Annotated in this window: 14 protein-coding genes; 6 read left to right on the forward strand and 8 right to left on the reverse strand. The window is 75.4% G+C overall.

The window, feature by feature from the left end:
• The first annotated feature begins 85 nt into the window (after positions 1–85).
• From ACIBNE_RS05220 to ACIBNE_RS05240, 5 genes are all read left to right on the forward strand, one after another.
• Positions 86–961: an anti-sigma factor gene (locus ACIBNE_RS05220; protein WP_399269680.1), complete on the forward strand. Its 876-nt coding sequence runs from the start codon at positions 86–88 to the stop codon at positions 959–961.
• A gap of 36 nt (positions 962–997) precedes the next feature.
• Positions 998–1960: a MerR family transcriptional regulator gene (locus tag ACIBNE_RS05225; RefSeq protein WP_399270084.1), complete on the forward strand. Its 963-nt coding sequence runs from the start codon at positions 998–1000 to the stop codon at positions 1958–1960.
• A gap of 221 nt (positions 1961–2181) precedes the next feature.
• The gene (locus tag ACIBNE_RS05230; protein ID WP_399269682.1) at positions 2182–3429 is read left to right on the forward strand and encodes a lycopene cyclase family protein; all 1248 of its coding nucleotides are present in this window, start codon (positions 2182–2184) and stop codon (positions 3427–3429) included.
• Positions 3426–4157, forward strand: a complete 732-nt coding sequence (locus tag ACIBNE_RS05235) for a methyltransferase domain-containing protein (protein ID WP_399269684.1) — start codon at positions 3426–3428, stop codon at positions 4155–4157. The genes ACIBNE_RS05230 and ACIBNE_RS05235 overlap by 4 nt, the downstream gene beginning before the upstream one ends.
• Positions 4154–5725 (forward strand): FAD-dependent oxidoreductase, encoded by a 1572-nt coding sequence (locus tag ACIBNE_RS05240; RefSeq protein ID WP_399269686.1) that lies wholly within the window; start codon positions 4154–4156, stop codon positions 5723–5725. Before ACIBNE_RS05235 ends, ACIBNE_RS05240 begins: the two co-directional genes overlap by 4 nt.
• A 25-nt stretch (positions 5726–5750) precedes the next feature.
• Here ACIBNE_RS05240 and ACIBNE_RS05245 read toward each other — a convergent pair whose 3' ends face one another.
• From ACIBNE_RS05245 to ACIBNE_RS05275, 7 genes are all read right to left on the reverse strand, one after another.
• Positions 5751–6809, reverse strand: a complete 1059-nt coding sequence (locus ACIBNE_RS05245) for a DUF5914 domain-containing protein (RefSeq protein ID WP_399269688.1) — start codon at positions 6807–6809, stop codon at positions 5751–5753.
• Positions 6806–7861, reverse strand: a complete 1056-nt coding sequence (locus tag ACIBNE_RS05250) for a phytoene/squalene synthase family protein (RefSeq protein WP_399269690.1) — start codon at positions 7859–7861, stop codon at positions 6806–6808. Before ACIBNE_RS05250 ends, ACIBNE_RS05245 begins: the two co-directional genes overlap by 4 nt.
• On the reverse strand, positions 7848–9416 hold the full coding sequence (locus ACIBNE_RS05255; RefSeq protein ID WP_399269692.1) for a phytoene desaturase: 1569 nt from the start codon (positions 9414–9416) through the stop codon (positions 7848–7850). Before ACIBNE_RS05255 ends, ACIBNE_RS05250 begins: the two co-directional genes overlap by 14 nt.
• Positions 9413–10624, reverse strand: a complete 1212-nt coding sequence (locus ACIBNE_RS05260; RefSeq protein ID WP_399270086.1) for a polyprenyl synthetase family protein — start codon at positions 10622–10624, stop codon at positions 9413–9415. Before ACIBNE_RS05260 ends, ACIBNE_RS05255 begins: the two co-directional genes overlap by 4 nt.
• 187 nt (positions 10625–10811) lie before the next feature.
• Entirely contained in the window at positions 10812–12182 is a 1371-nt protein-coding gene (locus ACIBNE_RS05265; RefSeq protein WP_399269694.1) for a cryptochrome/photolyase family protein, read from the reverse strand.
• Positions 12179–13726, reverse strand: coding sequence for an SDR family oxidoreductase (locus tag ACIBNE_RS05270; protein WP_399269696.1), 1548 nt, complete (start codon positions 13724–13726; stop codon positions 12179–12181). Before ACIBNE_RS05270 ends, ACIBNE_RS05265 begins: the two co-directional genes overlap by 4 nt.
• A gap of 48 nt (positions 13727–13774) precedes the next feature.
• Positions 13775–14668: an AfsA-related hotdog domain-containing protein gene (locus tag ACIBNE_RS05275; protein ID WP_399269698.1), complete on the reverse strand. Its 894-nt coding sequence runs from the start codon at positions 14666–14668 to the stop codon at positions 13775–13777.
• Positions 14669–14838: 170 nt separating this feature from the next.
• On the opposite strand from ACIBNE_RS05275, the gene ACIBNE_RS05280 reads away from it, so the two are divergent.
• Positions 14839–15351, forward strand: a complete 513-nt coding sequence (locus tag ACIBNE_RS05280) for a DUF4383 domain-containing protein (protein ID WP_399269700.1) — start codon at positions 14839–14841, stop codon at positions 15349–15351.
• A 25-nt stretch (positions 15352–15376) separates the two neighbouring features.
• Here the strand turns inward: ACIBNE_RS05280 and ACIBNE_RS05285 are convergent, their stop codons facing one another.
• Positions 15377–17005: a PP2C family protein-serine/threonine phosphatase gene (locus ACIBNE_RS05285; RefSeq protein WP_399269702.1), complete on the reverse strand. Its 1629-nt coding sequence runs from the start codon at positions 17003–17005 to the stop codon at positions 15377–15379.
• Positions 17006–17105 lie beyond the last annotated feature (100 nt).

Raw genomic sequence — 17105 nt, forward strand, 5'->3', positions numbered from 1 at the left:
TCCGCCGACCGCGCACCGCCTCCCGCACCCGCCCGTGCCGGGTGGCGGAACGTCCCGTACCCCCGGATCCGCGCGGAGGCGTACCGTGGCCGACCACCTCACCCCCCACCAGCTGGTCGAACTGGCCCTCGCGTCGGACCTGCCCGCCGCCCTCACCCCGCACCAGCGCGACCACCTCGACGCATGCGCCCCCTGCCGCGAGGAGTTGGCCGGGCTCGGGGACGTGGTGCGCGCCGCCCGCGCCGCCACCAGCGACGATCTCCTGACCGAGCCTCCCGCGTCGGTCTGGCAGGCCATCGAGGCGGAACTCAGGGCGGCCGCCCCGTACGGCCGGGGCCCGGACGCCGCGCCCGCCGACGGCCCCGCGCACCCGGACACCACGGCCCGGCGGACCGCGAAGTCCCGCACACGCCAGGGGCGCCGCACCCTCCTGCTCGCCGCGGCAGCCCTGGTGCTGGGAGCCGCTCTGGGCAGCCTGACGGCCCGCCCGCAGCCCGGTGGAGGACCCGGAGGCACTCTCGGCGACGGCACCGGCACCGCCACGAGCGCAGCCGTGCCCCTTGACCCCCTCGCCGTGCCCACGGCCGCGGGCACGGCGAGGCTGGTCGGCGGCACCGCGGCGCCCCGCGGGGTGGCGGTGGCCGTGACGGGGCTGCCCGCCACCGACGGCTACTACGAGGTGTGGCTCATGGACCGCACGCACGAGAAGCTGATCGCCATGGGGGCGCTGGGGCCCCGCCGCACGGCTGCGCTCCCGCTCCCCGAGGGCGTCGACCTGCATACCTACCCCGTGCTTGACGTCTCCGAGCAGCCCTACGACGGCAATCCGGCGCACTCGGGCCGCAGCGTGGTGCGCGGCGAGCTGCCCGTGGGCCGCATCGCGCGCGGCGCCGGTGCGGGCCCGCTCCCGCGGATGGACGCACGATCGACGCAGATCGCGTGCGTCGATCGTGCGTCGTAGGGTGAGGCGGTGACAGCGCCCACCGAGGACGAGGACATGCGGCGCGGCACCGGTCTGACCACCGGTGAGGTGGCCCGGCGCCTGGGCGTCGCGCCGACCACGGTCCGGTCCTGGGACCGCCGCTACGGACTGGGCGCGAGGACGCGCACCGGAGGACGGCACCGCCGCTGGACCGCTGACGACGTGGCACGACTGGAACGCATGTGCGCCCTGACGGCGACCGGTGTCCCGCCCGCCGACGCCGCGCGCATGGTCAGCGGCCGGACACCGCCCGCCCCGGACGACGGCCCGCCCGCCCCCGCGAAACCACCGGGAGCGCCCGCCGCCCGGCGCGGCGGCGCGAGCAGCGGCCTGCGGCTGGGCGACGTACGACAGGAGTGCAGGGGAATCGCCCGCGCGGCCCTGCGCCTGGACGCGGCCGCGCTGGACTCCCTGCTGTTGTCCGTCATCGCCGAACACGGGCTGGTCACGGCCTGGACGGAGGTCATCATGCCGACCCTGCAGGCGGTCGGCCGCAAGTGGGAGACCTCGGGGGAGAGGTACGTGGAAGTCGAACACTTCCTGTCCTGGCACGTCTCCGGCGCCCTGCACCGCGCCACCGCACCCGTCGCGGGCGACCACCCGGGAACCGCCACCGTGCTCGCCTGCATGCCGGGGGAGAACCACACGCTACCGCTTGAGGTCCTGGCCGCCGCCCTCTCCGAACGCGCCCTTCCCGTCCGCATGTTCGGTGCCGCGGTGCCCGTCGAATCGCTCGTCGCGGCGGTCCGCAGGACCGGACCGGCCGTCGTTGCCCTGTGGGCCCAGTCCCGCACCACCGCGAACCCGCCCCTGGCCCAGCACATCGCGGCGATGCAGTGGGGGGTGAGCGGAGCCCGCAGGAATCCGGCCGTCCTGCTCCTGGGCCCGGGATGGAACGGGCAGGCCGCTTCCGGCCTGCTGCGGCCACTGGACCTGGCCCAGGCGGTCGCCGCCGTCGAGTCGCGCGCCGGCGGATAGCCCGCCGCGCGGACGGGATCCGGCGGACGGCCCTGCCGCCGCTTTCCACCGGCAGCGCGGCCGGGCGCATCCGTACGCGGCCCTCCGGCCGAAGAGACGGTGCACGCACGGCAGCCACCACAGGACCCGGGAGCCGACATCGACAGGGCACGCGTCACGTTCCGCGCACACGGCACGTCCAACGCACCGCCGTACGGCCCCGCCCGCGAACGGCACGCGGGATGAGCCGCCCCGACCCCGGCGCCGGTGAACTCCTCGACGCGGTGATCGTGGGCGGCGGCGCGTCCGGACTCGGCCTCGCCCACCACCTCCTGCGGTCCCCGCCCCTGAGCTTCGCGGTGATCGAACCGCCGGACGGCCCGGCCCGCCCGCCCGAACGCACCTGGTGCTACTGGACCGGGCGGAGCGACCCCTTCGAAGACGCGGTCAGCGCCTCCTGGACCCGGCTGCGCGTCCACGGCGCCGACGGCGGCCCCGTCACGGTCGACCCCTCCCCGCTGCGCTACCGCATGCTGCGCTCCACCCGGTTCGAACGGCTCGTCCACGACCGCATGGCCGACGCGCCCGGCGCGCGCCTCGTGCGCGCGACGGCCGGAGCCGTCCGCACCGCGCCCGACGCCGTCGAAGTCCGCTGCATGGCACCGGACGGCCGCACGCTCACCCTGCGCGCCCGCCACCTGTTCGACTCCCGCCCGCCGCGCACCGTGCCCCCCGCCCGCACCCTCCTGTGGCAGCACTTCCGCGGCTGGTTCGTCCGCACGGCCACCGACCGGTTCGACCCCGAGGTCGCGGACCTGATGGACTTCCGCGTACCCCAGCCGCGCCACGGGCTCGCCTTCGGATACGTCCTGCCCCTGGCACCCGACCGGGCGCTCGTGGAGTACACCGAGTTCTCCCGGGCCCCGCTGACCCACGACGCGTACGAAACGGCACTGCGCCACTACACCCGCGACGTCCTGCGCCTGGGAGCGCTGAGCGTGGACCGGACGGAACAGGGCGTCATCCCCATGACCGACGCGCGCTTCCCCCACCGCACCGGACGCGCCACGTTCCGCATCGGCACCGCGGGCGGTGCGACCCGGCCCTCCACCGGCTACACCTTCGCCGCCGCGGCACGGCACGGCGCCGCGATCGCCGCCGCCCTGCACGGGAACCGCCGCGTCCCCGCGCCGCACGGACGGCGCGCGCTCGCGATGGACGCGGTCATGCTGCGCGCCCTGGACACCGGACGCGTCGACGGCCCCGACTTCTTCACCCGCCTCTTCCGCACCGTCCCGCCCGCACGCCTGCTGCGCTTCCTCGACGGGGCCACCTCCCCGCGCGAGGACGCGGCCGTCGGCCTGCACGTACCCGTCGTCCCCATGCTCCGCACCGCCGTCGAACTCCCCTTCCTGCCCCGCCGGTCCCCGACCGGCCCCGTCCACCGACCCGCCGACGCCGCCCACCGACCAGGAGCACCCCGGCCATGACACTGCTGCGCGACCACGACCTGGCACGCGCCTTCGACCACGCGGCGCACACCTACGACCGCCTCACCGCGCTCAACCCCGGCTACCACCGCGAACTGCTGCGCTCCGCACGCCGACTGCGCCTGCCCGGCCAAGGGGAAGGACTGCGCGTCCTCGACCTCGGCTGCGGCACCGGCTCCTCCACCCGGGCCCTGCTGCGCGCCGCGCCCCGCGCCCGCATCACCGCGATCGACGCCTCCGCGGGAATGCTGGGCCACGCAAGGGCCAAGACCTGGCCCCCGCACGTACGGTTCGAACACCGCACCGCCGAAGAGGCCGCCGCAGCGGGCCCGGCGGAGTACGACGCGGTCTTCGCCGCCTACCTCTTCCGCAACGTCACCGACCCCGACCGGGTCCTGGCCACCGTCCGCACCCTGCTGCGGCCCGGAGGGCGGCTCGCCGTCCACGAGTACAGCCTCAGCGGCTCGCCCGTCCACCGCGCCCTGTGGACCGCCGTGTGCCGCTCGGTGGTCGTTCCCGCGGGCACCCTCAGCGGGGACCGGGCCCTCTACCACCACCTGTGGCACAGCGTGCGCGCCTTCGACACCGCTCCCGCCTTCACCCGCCGACTGACGCGCGCCGGGTTCCACGAGGCGCGCGCCCTTCCCGTCGCAGGCTGGCAGACCGGCATCGTGCACACCTTCCTCGCCGCCGAACCCGCCACCACCGCAACGGAGCACCCCAGGTGAGCACCCTTCCTCCCCGAGGCGCCCGGCACGGCCGCGACCGCAGGGCCGAAGTCCTCGCGCCCCCACCGGGCCGCGAGCGCTTCGCGCCCGGCGACGCACCGGCCGTCGCCGTCGTCGGCGGCGGGATCGCGGGGCTGGCCGCCGCGACCCTGCTGGCCGAACGCGGCGCCCGCGTCACCCTGTACGAGCGGGCGGACGGCCTCGGCGGACGGCTCGCCGGACACCGCACCCGCCTGGCCGACGGATCCACCGTCACCATGAGCCGCGGCTTCCACGCCTTCTTCCGCCAGTACTACAACCTGCGGGGCCTGCTCCGGCGCACGGACCCCGGCCTCACCCGGCTCGCTCCGCTTCCCGACTACCCGCTCCAGCACAGCGGGGGGCTGCGCGACAGCTTCGCCCGCGTCCCGCGCACCCCGCCGCTCAGCGCACTGGGATTCGTCGCGCTGAGCCCCACCTTCGGCCCGCGCGACCTCGTCGCGATGAACGCGAGGGCCGCGCTGCCGCTCCTCGACGTCCGCGTGCCCGAGGTCTACGAACGCTTCGACCACGTCAGCGCCACCGCCTTCCTGGAGCGGATCCGCTTCCCCGAAGCCGCCCACCACCTCGCGTTCGAGGTGTTCTCCCGCAGCTTCTTCGCCGACCCCCGCGAACTGTCCGCGGCCGAACTGCTGCTGATGTTCCACATCTACTTCCTCGGCTCGGCCGAGGGACTGCTCTTCGACGTTCCCGGCGAACCCTTCCCCCAGGCCCTGTGGCAGCCCCACGCCGCCTACCTGCGACGGCTGGGGGCCCGCCTCCGCACCGGAACCGCCGTGGAGGAGCTACGGCCCCGGGACGGCGGCGGCGTACACGTGCGCACGGCCGCCTCCGCAGATGACCACGACGCTGCCGTCCTGGCCCTCGACCCCGGGGCGCTGCGCCGCCTGGTCGACGCGTCCCCCGCCCTGGGCACCCCGGCCTGGCGGCAGGACGTCGCCGCGCTGCGGACCGCCCCGCCCTTCCTCGTCTCCCGGCTCTGGCTCGACCGGGCCGTGCACGCCGAGCGCCCCGGCTTCCTCGGCACCAGCGGATACGGCGGGCTCGACAACATCAGCGTCCTGGAGCGCTACGAAGGCGAGGCGGCCCGCTGGGCCGCGCGCACCGGAGGGTCGGTCGTCGAACTCCACGCGTACGCCGCCGACACGCGGGAGGGCCGCCGACACGTCCAGGACGCGCTCGTCGAACGGCTCCGCGACGTCTACCCTGAGACCCGCGGGGCGCGGATCGTCGACGCCCGGCACGAATGGCACGACGACTGCCCGCTCTTCCCGGTGGGCGGCCACCGGCGGCGGCCCGCCGTCCGCACCCCGCACCCCTTCCTGACGCTGGCGGGCGACGCGATCCGCTGCGACCTGCCGGTGGCCTTGATGGAACGGGCAGCCACCACCGGATTCCTGGCCGCCAACCACCTGCTGGCCGCCTGGAACGTCCGGGGCCAGACCCTGTGGACGGTGCCCAGGGCGGGCCGCTCCCGCGCGCTGCGGGCCCTGGCCGCGCTGGCGGGGCGCGGCCCCGCGCCCGGGTGAGGCACCGCGCCCGGGTGAGGGCCGCTCACCCCGGGAAGCGGCCCGTGCTGCGCAGCGCCCAGCGCCGCTGCGCATAGGCGAGGTCGTCCCGCCACAGGCGCCCGGCGGCCCGGCGCACCAGCGGGCGCAACACCGGAGCGGCTGCCCTGGCCAGGGCGAAACCGCGCCGGTCGGACGCGGCGACGACCGCCTCGACCACGGCAGTCCGGGGCCGTGGATCGGCGCTGCCGGTCAAGGGGGTGGCGTGGGTCTCCACCACCGAGCCCGCGCCCTCGCCCTCCGTGATGCGCATCAGGACGGTACGCGGTCCGGGGGTCGTGAACTCCGCCCTGACGGGCACCACGAGACGTCCGGTGACGCGGAAGGACACGTCGACCACGAACGCGTCGTCCTCCTCCCGGGGCGTACGCACCACCGTCAGGTCGACGAACGAGTAGGGGTGGAACCAGGCGCCGTGCCAGGGGTCGAGCCGGTTGGCGACCACGTCCTGCGGCTCGCAGCGCCCCACCGCCGTGTACACGGCGCTCAGCGCGCGGTCCGGCGCCGGACGCTCGGGAACGGGCGGACGCCCCGATGGCCCGTCACCGCCCGCTTCTTCCGGTGGCCCGTCCCCGACGGCGGGGCCCGACGGCCCGTCCCGGCCGACGTGATCCAGCCGGATCCACACCAGCACACCGTCGTCGTGCACCGGATACGGCTCCCAGCCCGCGAAGGCGCCGCCGTCCAGGGCCAGCCCGTGCCAGTGGCACACCAGAGTCCCGCACACCACCCGGCTGTCCCGCAGCGGAGCCCCCAGGTGCGGGCAGCTGCCTGGCCCGGCCCGCAACTCCCCGGAGGGCGTCCGCCACAGCACGACTTCCCGACCGGCGACCGTCCTTCCGTAGGGCCGCTCGCCCGCACGGACGTCCCGCGAGGCGCCCACGACGAACCAGTCGCCGCCCGCACGCGCCGACGCCCGTTCCAACGCGTCCGCGATCAGCGCGGGCCGCGCCTGCCGCCAGGTCGGTTCCTGTCCGGCCCAGCCCTGCGGGCCGCGTCGGCGCAACGGCTGCCGCCGACGTGCCCGCCCGTCTTCCCAGCTCACCGGACGGGCCCCTTCCACTCCAGCGCCGCACCCCGTGCCGACGCGGCGCGCACGCGGGCGTGCGACCGGTGCCGCCACCGGGCGGCGAGGACGTCCGCGGCTCCGGCCGCCGCGACGGCGGCGCGGCGCCCGCGGGGCACCACGGCGCGTCGGTGCAGCACGGGGTAGCCGTCGCGGGCGATCGCGTCGAGGATGCCGCCGTACAGCACGAACGCGGTACGGACGCACGGCCGCGCCCGCGGCTCCAGCATCGCGATCCCCGGCTCGGCCTCCCCGTACACCTGGCGGGTCAGGTCCGCGGTGGCGGCGAGTGCGGCGTCGACCCGGGGGTCGCGGCGTCCGGTGCGCCGGCTCCACTCCAGCAGCGGCCGGTCCACGCCGTGGGCGGCGAGGAGGTCCGCCGGGAGGTAGACGCGGCCCCGCTCCAGGTCCTCGCCCACGTCCCGCAGGAAGTTGGTCAGCTGGAAGGCCACGCCCAGGGCCGCGGCGTGGGGAGCGGCCTCCTCGCGCGGCACCACGGTGCCGAGCACCGGCAGCATCTGGAGGCCGATGACGGCGGCCGAACCGTGCATGTACGCGCGCAGTTCGGCGTAGGTCGCGTAGTCCGTGACGCTCAGGTCGTCCCGCATGGAAGCCAGGAAGTCGGCGAACAGCGCGCTCGCGATGCCGTACCGCCGGGCGGTGTCGGCGACGGCCCGCACCACGGGCCCGGAGGTGACGGCCTGTCCTGCGGGCCCGGAGGTGACGGCCCGCACCGGGGGACCGGAGCCCTCAAGGCCGGACAGCTGCCGCGCCAGGTCGTCCTCCAGACGGCGCAGCCGTCGGTCGCGCTCCGCCGGGGTGTGGCGCGCGTCCAGGTCGTCGACGATGTCGTCGGCCCAGCGGGCGAAGCCGTACAGGGCGTGCACCGCGCTGCGGCGTTCCACCGGGAGCAGCCGGGTGGCGAGGAAGTAGGTACGGCCGTGACGGGAGTTGAGCCGGCGGCAGTGCGCGTAGGCGGTGCGCAGGGCCGGATCGGTGATCTGGGCCGCGTCCAGTTCACGACGGGTCATGGGCACCTCCCCTGGCAGCACCAGACACGGCTGCCGGGGCGGACGCGGCGGCCCGCGCCCGACGGGGGCGGTGCCCGTCGCCGGTGACGCGCGCGGCGGCGAGCTTGCCGCTGATCAGCACGGGCGGCACGCCCACCCCGGGAGTGGTGCCGCAGCCGGCGAGCACGACGTTGTCCACGCCGTTCACCAGGTTGCGCGGCCGGAAGGGGCCGGTCTGGGCGAAGGTGTGGGACACGGAGAACGGGCTGCCCGCCGCGTGCCCCTGCGCCGTCCAGTCCAGCGGAGTGACCAGCACCTCCTCCCGGACGCTGTCCGCGAAGCCCGTCAGGCCCCGGCGCTCCAGCTCGGCGACCAGTTCGTCGCGGTAGCGCGGCCCCAGGTCCCGCCAGGCGGCGGCCGCAGGACCGACCGTCGTGTTGGGACAGGGCGCGAGGACGTAGTGCAGGTGCCGCCCCTCGGGAGCCAGGCCGGGATCGTGCGTGGTGGGACGGGTGATCAGCAAGGAAGGATCGCTCATCAGCCGCCCCGTACGGGTGAGTTCGTCGAACGTCTCCTCCCACGCCGCGCCGAAGGACAGCGTGTGGTGGGCGAGCGAGGGCCAGGTCCGGTCGGTCCCGGCGTGCAGGACCACCGCGGACGGCGCGTGCCGCAGCCGCACGGGACGCCGCGGTGCGCGGCCCAACAGCCGGTGCGCGGTGGTCAGTTCACAGGTCAGTACGAGCGCGTCGCACGCGATCCGCTCGCCGGACGCCAGACGTACGGCACGCACCCGCCCCGCCGACCGCTCCAGCTTCGTCACCTCGGACGACCAGCGGAAGTCGGCCCCGGCGGACCGGGCCGCGTCCGCCATCGCCCGGGGCAGCGCGTGCATGCCGCCCTTGGGGAACCACACGCCCGCCACGGTGTCCATGTAGGCGATGACGGCGTACGCGGCCAGCGCCCGTGCGGGGGCGACCCCGGCGTACAGCGACTGGAAGGAGAAGACGCGGCGCAGCCGCTCGTCGCCGAGGAAGCGGCCGATGTGCCGGTCGAGGCGCCCGAAGCCGCCCAGCGCCGCGAGCCGCGCCAGATCGGGGTGCAGCAACTGGAAGGGGGAGTCGAAGTTGGTGTCGATGAAGCGCCGCCACTGCGCCTGGTACAGCCGCTCCAGCCACTGGCGCAGCCTGCGGTACCCCGCGGCTTCCGCGGGACCGGCGAAGCGCCGGACCTCCGCCTCCATGGCCGCGCCGTCGGTGAGGACGTCGAGCCGGGAGCCGTCCGCGAAGCGGGCCCGGTAGGCGGGGCGCAGCGGAAGCAGGTCCACGCGGCGGGCGAGGCTGTCGCCGACGGCGGCGAACGCCTCGTCGGCCAGGTGCGGCATGGTCAGCACGGTGGGCCCGGTGTCCACCCGGTAGCCGCCCATCTCCAGGAGGCCCGCCCGGCCGCCGGGGCCGGGATCCCGCTCGACCACCGTGACCCGCCGCCCCGCGCCCAGCAGGTGCAGGGCGCAGGCGAGCCCGGACAGCCCCGCCCCCACCACCACGACGTGGTCGGTCGGTCCCGCCACGGTCCTCATCGCGCCTCCCCGTCGGAGGCGGTGCCCGCGGCCTCGCCGGGCGCGCCGCCCGTGGCGCCGCCGGAAGCGGCGTCCGCGGCCTCACCCGGGGCGGTTCCCGCGGCCCTGGCCACCAGCGCGGCGAACTCCCGCCGTACGGCAGGCGCGGCGCCGGTGTGCGCGAAGTGCCGCACGCCTGCCGCGGCCAGTTCCGCGATCCTGGCCTCCACCGCGGCGCGCGCCCCGGTGCGGTCCAGTGCCGCGCGCATCGCCTCGACGTTCCCCCTCGGGTCACCGGAGGCGCGCGGGGCCGCGAGGACCGCGATGGCGTCCTCGTCGCCCACGGCTTCGGCGAGCCGCAGCGCCACGGCCAGCAGATAGGTGACCTTGCGGTCCCTGAGGTCCTCACCGGCGGGCTTGCCGGTCAGCGCGGGGTCGCCGAACGCGCCGAGCAGGTCGTCGCGGAGCTGGAAGGCCAGCCCCGCGCACCGCCCCGCGGCGTGCAGGGACCGCAGGACCGGTCCGTCGGCGCCGGTGAGCGCGGCGCCCAGCGCCATGGGGCGCGCGACGGTGTACAGGGCGCTCTTGAGGGTGGCGACGGTCAGCGCGTCGGCGACGTCGCGGGAGCCGGTGGCCTGTGCCTGGAGGTCGCGGTACTGCCCGGCGACCATCTCGCCGCGCACCGCTCGCCACTCCCGGTGCAACCGCGTCCCGTGGGGCGAGCCCAACGCCGTCTCGGTCAGCAGGTCGTCCGCCCACGCCAGGGCCAGGTCACCGGCGAGCACCGCCGTCGAGGCGGCGAACACCTGCGGAGGGCCGGCCATGCGGGCCCCGCGGTGCATCCGGGCGAACTCCACGTGCAGGGCGGGCCCGCCCCGGCGCAGCGCGGAGCCGTCCATCACGTCGTCGTGCACGAGGGCGCACGCCTGGAGCAGCTCGATCGCGGCGGCGGTGCGCAGCAGGTCCCCGGCGTCGCCCGTACCGCCCGCGGCCCGCCAACCGCACCACGCGAAGGCCGTACGGAGCCGCTTGCCGCCCCGCTGGACGAAACCGGCGAGCCGCTCGACCACGTCCCGGGCGAACACCGGGTCCACCTCGCGCGCCCGGCGCAGGTACGCCGCCATGAGGTCCGCGAGGACGGCGTCCACGTCCCGGGCGGCGTCGCGGGCCGTACCCGGCCCGTCGACGTGTGCGAGTGGTTCGGCCCCCACCGGGCGCAGTCCCAGCATGCGCAACCCCTTCTGGCTCTCGGTCATCTGCACACCACTGCTTCCGCCACCGGGCCCGCGGCGGATGCGCCCATTGCGGGGAGAGCCTGGATGCGACCGTCGAGGGGAGAGCCAGGCTGCGACCGTCAAGGGCAGGGGCGGCGACGGGACGCCCCCGTCGGGTCCCGTCCCCGCGCAGGCCCGACGCTCAGTCCCGCCCCCGCGCCCGCTTGAACCGCGCCAGGCCCTCGCCCAGGTCGACCACCGGCGCCGGATAGCCCGTGGCCCGCTCGTCCCCGGACAACCGCCACGGTTCGTGGACCAGCGCGTCCTTCACGCCCCGCAGCTCCGGCAGCCAGCGGCGCACGTACGCGCCCCGGGGATCGAAGCGCTTGCCCTGGACGACGGGGTTGAGCACCCGGTGGGGGCGGGTGTCGGTGCCGGTCCCCGCGACCCACTGCCAGTTGAGCTGGTTGTTGACGACGTCGCCGTCCACGAGCAGGTCCAGGAAGTGCCGGGCGCCCACGCGCCAGTCCACGTACAGGGTCTTGGTCAGGAAGCTGGCCGTCAGCAGGCGCGCCCTGTTGTGCATCCAGCCCTCGTGGCGCAGCTGGCGCATCGCCGCGTCGACGAGCGGGTAGCCGGTGCGGCCCTCGCGCCACGCCTCGATGTCCTTCGCGGCCTCGTCCTCGGTGCGCCAGCGGTCGTTCCTGGTGCGGTAGTCCTCGGTCGACACCCCTGGCCGGGCGGCCAGCACCTGGTGGTGGAAGTCGCGCCAGCACAGCTGGCGCACGAACGCCTCGGCCCCCGCCCCGCCGTGCGCCCTGGCCCCGTGGACCAGTTCCGCGGCCGACAGCGCGCCGAAGTGCAAGTAGGGCGACAGGCGCGACGTCGCGTCGCCCGCCAGGTCGTCGTGCAGGTCCTCGTAGTCCGACAGGTCCCTGCGGACCCAGCGGGAGAACTGCTCGCGCCCCGCCGTCTCGCCCCCGTCGGGCAGACCGGGCGAGACCTCCGGCGTGCCGTCGCGGGAGGGCAGTTCCTCGCCCCGGGCGGCGGCGGGGACGCGCACGGTGCGCGGCGCGGGGACGGTCACCCGCGTCAGCTCCTGCGACCAGCGGCGGAAGTAGGGGGTGAACACCGCGTAGTGGTCGGAACCGGCCGGTGTCACGGCCCCGGGCGCCACCGCCGTGATCACGCCGTCGTGCGCGTACAGCTCGATGCCGCGCCCGGCGAGGTACGTCCGCAGCCGCTTCTCGCGCTGCCTGGCGTACGCGGTGACGCCCTTGGCGACGTGCACCTGCGTCGCCCCGCAGGCCTCGGCCACCGCGCCGACCTCGCGCGGCACGGGACCGCTGCGCACCACCAGTCGGCCCCCGCGCTCGCGCAGGGAGGCGTCCAGGTCGTGCAGGCAGTCGGCGAGGAACGCCAGGCGGTTGGGCGCGTCGAAGCCGGCCGCCGCGACGGCCGGGTCCCGTACGAAGAGGGGCACGATCTCACGGGCCGACGCGAGCGCGGTGTGCAGCGGCGGGTGGTCGTGCAGCCGCAGGTCCGAGGTGAACAGGACGACCGCAACGGTCATGGTGACTCTCCTGGAGCAGTGGTACGGGGGTGGGAACGGCGCGGGGGAGGTGTCCCGGCGGCGGCCCGCGCGATGTTGCGGGCCATGCCGCCGAAGACGACGGCGTGGAAGGGCGAGACGCTCCACCAGTAGGCGTGGCCGAGCAGCCCCCGGGGGTGGAACAGGGCCCGCTGCCGGTAGCGGGTGCGGCCCTCGGCCTCCTCCACGTACATCTCCAGCCAGGCGAGTCCGGGCAGCCGCATCTCCGCGCGCAGCCGCAGCAGACGGCCGGGCTCGATCTCCTCCACGCGCCAGAAGTCCAGGGAGTCGCCGACGCGCAGCCGCTGGGCGTCGCGGCGGCCGCGGCGCAGGCCGACCCCGCCGACGAACCTGTCCAGCCAGCCCCGGACCGCCCAGGCGAGCGGGAAGGAGTACCAGCCGTTGTCGCCGCCGATGCCCTCGACGACCTTCCACAGGTCGGCCCCTGAGGCGTCGACCGTGCGCCGCCGCTCGTCCTCGTAGAGGCTGCCGCCCGCCCAGTCAGGATCGGTGGGCAGCGGATCGCTGGGGGCGCCGGGCAGCGCGGCGGACGACCAGCGGGTGGCGACCTGCGCCTCCCGCACCTTGCGCAGCGCCAGCGCGAGCGCCTCGTCGAACGGCAGCGGGTACCCGGGCGCGTCCGGCACGTAGCGGGCGATGTCGTGCTCGTGGCAGACCACTTCGTGGCGCAGCGACTCGGTGAGCGGTTTGGCGAGGGAGGCGGGGACCGGGGTGATGAGCCCGACCCAGTGGCTGGACAGCCGGGGCGTGAGCACGGGGACCGGCACGATGAGGCGCCGCCGCAGCCCGGCGACTTCCGCGTAGCGGCACATCATGTCCCGGTACGTCAGGACGTCGGGCCCGCCGATGTCGAACGCCCGGTCCACCTCGGCGGGCATGGCCGCCGAGCCGACGAGGTAGCGCAGGACGTCGCGCACCGCGACGGGCTGGGTGCGGGTGTGCACCCAGCTGGGGGTGACCATGACCGGCAGGCGCTCCGTGAGGTAGCGCAGCATCTCGAAGGAGGCGGACCCCGAGCCGATGACGACCGCGGCCCGCAGCACCGTGGCGGGCACCGGGCCGTCCAGGAAGACGTGCCCCACCTCCGCGCGGGAGCGCAGGTGCGCGGAGAGCGACCGCTCGGGGACGTCCCGGGGGGTGAGCCCGCCGAGGTACACGATGCGACGGACCCCGGCGGCGTGCGCCTGCGCGGCGAAGACCTCCGCCGCACGCCGGTCGGTGTCCTCGAAGCCGGGGCCGCTGCCCAGCGAGTGCACCAGGTAGTAGGCGACGTCGATGCCGGTCATGGCCGCGGCGACCGACGCGGCATCGGTGACGTCTCCCCGTACCGCTTCCGCCTCTCCCGCCCAGGGGTGGTCGCGGAGCTTGCCGGGGGAGCGGGCCAGACACCGCACGGTGTGCCCCGCCCGCAGCAGTTCCGGCACCAGCCGTCCGCCGATGTACCCGGACGCGCCCGTGACCAGGCAGCGCAGCCGCTCGGGCGTACGCGGTCCGTCACCGTCCATGGCTCTTCCTCCGTGCGTTCGTCTCGATCTGTTCCGTCGCCCGCGCCGTCACGGACACCGCAACGTCACACCACCCGTCGCCGTGACGCCACCCGCCGCGCTGACGGCGAACCGTGCGCCGCCGTGTTCCGCCACCGCCTCGATCTCCGCCCCGTTCGCCGGGGTGGCCGCGTGCAGCTCCACGCGCAGTCCGATCACGGCGGCCGACGTGAGGCCGCAGCCCAAGAGCGCCGCCTGCCGCCCCGCCTCCATGACGGCCAGCGCGGGCAGCCGACGGGGGCGGTCGGGCAGGAAGACGGGGTGTCCCGCGTCGCGCGGGACGATCAGCAGGCGCCCCCTGGGGGACCGCGCGAGCAGGACGTCGGGTTCCGCGGCGGCGCCCACCGCGGCGGCGGACGGGTGGAGGGCACCGACGGCACCGGCGTCCTTCCAGGGATCCGGGGCGTCGGCCGGGCCAGGGGCCAAGCGCATGGTGCAGGAGCCGAACGGCACCCCGGCGTGCAGGTACTCGGCCGTGAGGCGGTAGGCCGTCGGCCCCTCGTTCCGCGGGGCGAGGTCGCTGACCACCACGCGTACCGCGACGTCGGTGGCGTTGCCGTGCTCCACCGGGTGCGCCGCCGCGTCCAGGCCCAGGTGCACCGAGACCGGGACGAGGGGCGGTCGGCCGGGTGCCGACAGGTGGCGGCGTTCCACGGCCGAGGCCAGCTGGCGGGTCGATTCCGCCAGGAGCATCGGGTGGTGCCGGACGGCCGCCACCGTCCGTTCGTTGAGGGGGTGCGTACGCGCCCACTGGCACCGCGCCTCGTAGTAGCGGCCGCCCAACTGCTCCAGGGACACGACCAGCAGCGAGGCCATGGTGCCGAGGCCGAGCGAGTGCCAGGAGAGCGGATCGGCCGGGCGGCGGTCCGCCGCGTGGGCCGGTTCCATCGCCACACCGCGCATGGGCGTCTCCTGCCTGAGGTCCGGGGCCGTGCCGCCACCGGCAGGGCCTTCACTGATCACTTCGCCCGCGGGACCGCCACTGGATGCACGAGATGCGCGAGATGCACGCGATTCACAGGGCTTCGGGAGAAAACGCATCCGTTGTCGGTTCCCGCGCGGAAGAACCGGGCATGAAGCTGCGAGAAGAACTACCGGTCGACCACCACCTGGCGACCGTCTACCGCTGCGGTGCCGCCTTCTGCGGCCTGGTCCTGCTCGTCTTCGCCGCTCTGGGCTTCGCCGACGCGCTCAGCCCCTTCGACACCTCGGGCGACACGATCGCGGGCATGTCCACCAACATCGCGCTCAGCGTCGTCTCCACCGTGGTGGGGGTCGCCCTCCTCGTCGGAGCCGCCGTCGGGGGCAACTTCGCCTCCACGCTCAACCTGGTGGTGGGCGGGCTGTTCGTGCTCAGTGGTTTCGCCCACCTCTTCGTGCTCGACCGCCCCGCCAACGTCCTCGACTTCGGCATGACCAACGTGGTCTTCAGCTTCCTGATGGGGCTGCTCATCGCCACGTTCGGGATGTACGGCAGGGTCTCCAGCAAACTCGCCCACGACAATCCCTACTGGCGCCGCAGACACCCCGGGCGGACCGACCGGGAGACGCCGCGGGCGCCTGTCGCGGGGCTGCCGGGGAAGTGAGCCCGACGGTCCCGGCTGGGGAGCGTCAGCACAGGGCGGCGTGCAGGACGCAAATGTCGTCACGACGGGCATGGGGCAGGACCAGGGACTCCAGGACGCTGTCCAGGACCCGGGTGCTCTCCCGGTGGGCCGTCGCGGCGCGGGACAGGCGGGCGAGCCCCTCGTCGAGGTCCCGGCCCGGATCCTCGACCAGGCCGTCGGTGTACATCAGCAGTTGGTCCCCCGGCCTCAACCGGAGGGTGGACTCCTCGTAACGGGGTGCGGACGAGGCGCCCAGGAGGATGCCCCGGGGAGCGGGAAGGTAGTGCGCCCGGTCCCCGCTCAGCAGCAAGGGCGGAAGGTGACCGGCCTGCACCCACGTCAACCGTGCGGTGCCGGGGTCGTAGCGGGCCATGACCATGGTCGCCGTGCTCGGTGACCGCTCCGACGAGTGCAGCATCAGCGTGTTGAGGCGGTCGAGGATGGCGGGCAGGGGGGTTCCGGTGATGGCCATGCCCTTCGCGGTGAAGCGCAGCTGGGCCATGACCGCCACCGCGTCCAGCCCGTGGCCCGCGACGTCGCCGACGACCAGCAGGGCGCTGCCGTCGGGCAGTTCGATGGCGCTGTACCAGTCCCCTCCCACGTTGAGTCCCTCCTGGAGGGGCTGGTAGGCCACGTCCACGGTGAGCCCGGCCAGGCGGAGGGACTGCTGGGGCAGGGGCAGCAGGGCGTGCTGGAGGCGGCCCGCGAGATCGCGCTCGGCCTCCAGGAGGCCGCGCTGGGCCATGACGGCCCGTTGGTGCGCCAGCAACTGCTGCTCGGCCCGCTTGGACGCGGTGAGGTCTTGGAAGAAGCCGTGCACCTCCACCGGAGCGCCCCGCACGTCCAGTTCGGCCTCGGCGACGAAGCGCACGTGCCGCACCTCTCCGGCGGCGGTCGTGATCCGGAAGGTGTGGTCGACCGGCTCGCCCCGCACCAGCAGGCGCTCGACGCGGCCCTCCACGTCGGGAAGGTCGTCGGGGACGGCGTGGGCGGCCAGTTCCTCCAGCGTCATCGGCCCCAGGGACGGGTCCCGGTCGAAGACGGCGAACGCCTCCCGCGACCAGGTGACCCCGCCGCGGACCAGGTCCCAGTCGGCCCAGCCCATCCCGCCCAGGCGCTGCATCGCCGTCAGGCGGCGCTGCTCGCGCTCCCCGGTGTCCAGCCGCACCCAGGAGACGACCAGCCCGCCCTGACAGGCCGCCGCCCGAACGGCGAAGCGCGACAGGCGCGCCACGCCGGCCAGCACCTCCTCGTACTCGAACGGTTCCCCTTCGTAACGGCCCCCGCCCTCCAGGGCCTTGAGGTACCCGTCCCACAACTCGGTGCCGACCACCGTCGGGTAGGTCTCCAGGACGCTCAGCCCGACCAGCTCCCCGCCCCGGCGGGACCCGATGTCGACCGCGTCGGGCGACGCGGCCGTCACCCGGAAGTCCGTCACCCGGCCGTCGCACCCGTACACCGGCATCAGGAAGATCACCGAACCGGACAGTCCGTCGAGCACCGGCTGCATCGTGGAGGCCGGTACGGGGGGTTCCTGAGCGGCGGTGGCCGGCCGGGGCACTGCGCAGCGGTTCGACGCGAAGGCGGGGTCGCCGCCGAACGTACCGATGCCGTTTCTGCCCGATCCAGCCATCTGAGGCTCCTCACCGTCCCTCACGGTCCGGGCACGGCGTGCCCGCGAGTCTCCCGTCGCCCGGTGATTCTGCCATCGCGGACTGCGACGACACACCGAG

This window comes from Streptomyces sp. NPDC050504 (assembly GCF_044458065.1).
Classification (GTDB): domain Bacteria; phylum Actinomycetota; class Actinomycetes; order Streptomycetales; family Streptomycetaceae; genus Streptomyces.

What these genes read in the sequence shown, in the direction of transcription:
- ACIBNE_RS05225 (WP_399270084.1), top strand. Translation starts at nt 998, where the DNA reads ATGCGGCGCGGCACCGGTCTGACCACCGGTGAGGTGGCCCGGCGCCTG.
- ACIBNE_RS05230 (WP_399269682.1), top strand. Translation starts at nt 2,182, where the DNA reads ATGAGCCGCCCCGACCCCGGCGCCGGTGAACTCCTCGACGCGGTGATC.
- ACIBNE_RS05235 (WP_399269684.1), top strand. Translation starts at nt 3,426, where the DNA reads ATGACACTGCTGCGCGACCACGACCTGGCACGCGCCTTCGACCACGCG.
- ACIBNE_RS05250 (WP_399269690.1), bottom strand. Translation starts at nt 7,861, where the DNA reads ATGACCCGTCGTGAACTGGACGCGGCCCAGATCACCGATCCGGCCCTG.
- ACIBNE_RS05255 (WP_399269692.1), bottom strand. Translation starts at nt 9,416, where the DNA reads ATGAGGACCGTGGCGGGACCGACCGACCACGTCGTGGTGGTGGGGGCG.
- ACIBNE_RS05260 (WP_399270086.1), bottom strand. Translation starts at nt 10,624, where the DNA reads ATGCTGGGACTGCGCCCGGTGGGGGCCGAACCACTCGCACACGTCGAC.
- ACIBNE_RS05265 (WP_399269694.1), bottom strand. Translation starts at nt 12,182, where the DNA reads ATGACCGTTGCGGTCGTCCTGTTCACCTCGGACCTGCGGCTGCACGAC.
- ACIBNE_RS05270 (WP_399269696.1), bottom strand. Translation starts at nt 13,726, where the DNA reads ATGGACGGTGACGGACCGCGTACGCCCGAGCGGCTGCGCTGCCTGGTC.
- ACIBNE_RS05275 (WP_399269698.1), bottom strand. Translation starts at nt 14,668, where the DNA reads ATGCGCGGTGTGGCGATGGAACCGGCCCACGCGGCGGACCGCCGCCCG.
- ACIBNE_RS05280 (WP_399269700.1), top strand. Translation starts at nt 14,839, where the DNA reads ATGAAGCTGCGAGAAGAACTACCGGTCGACCACCACCTGGCGACCGTC.
- ACIBNE_RS05285 (WP_399269702.1), bottom strand. Translation starts at nt 17,005, where the DNA reads ATGGCTGGATCGGGCAGAAACGGCATCGGTACGTTCGGCGGCGACCCC.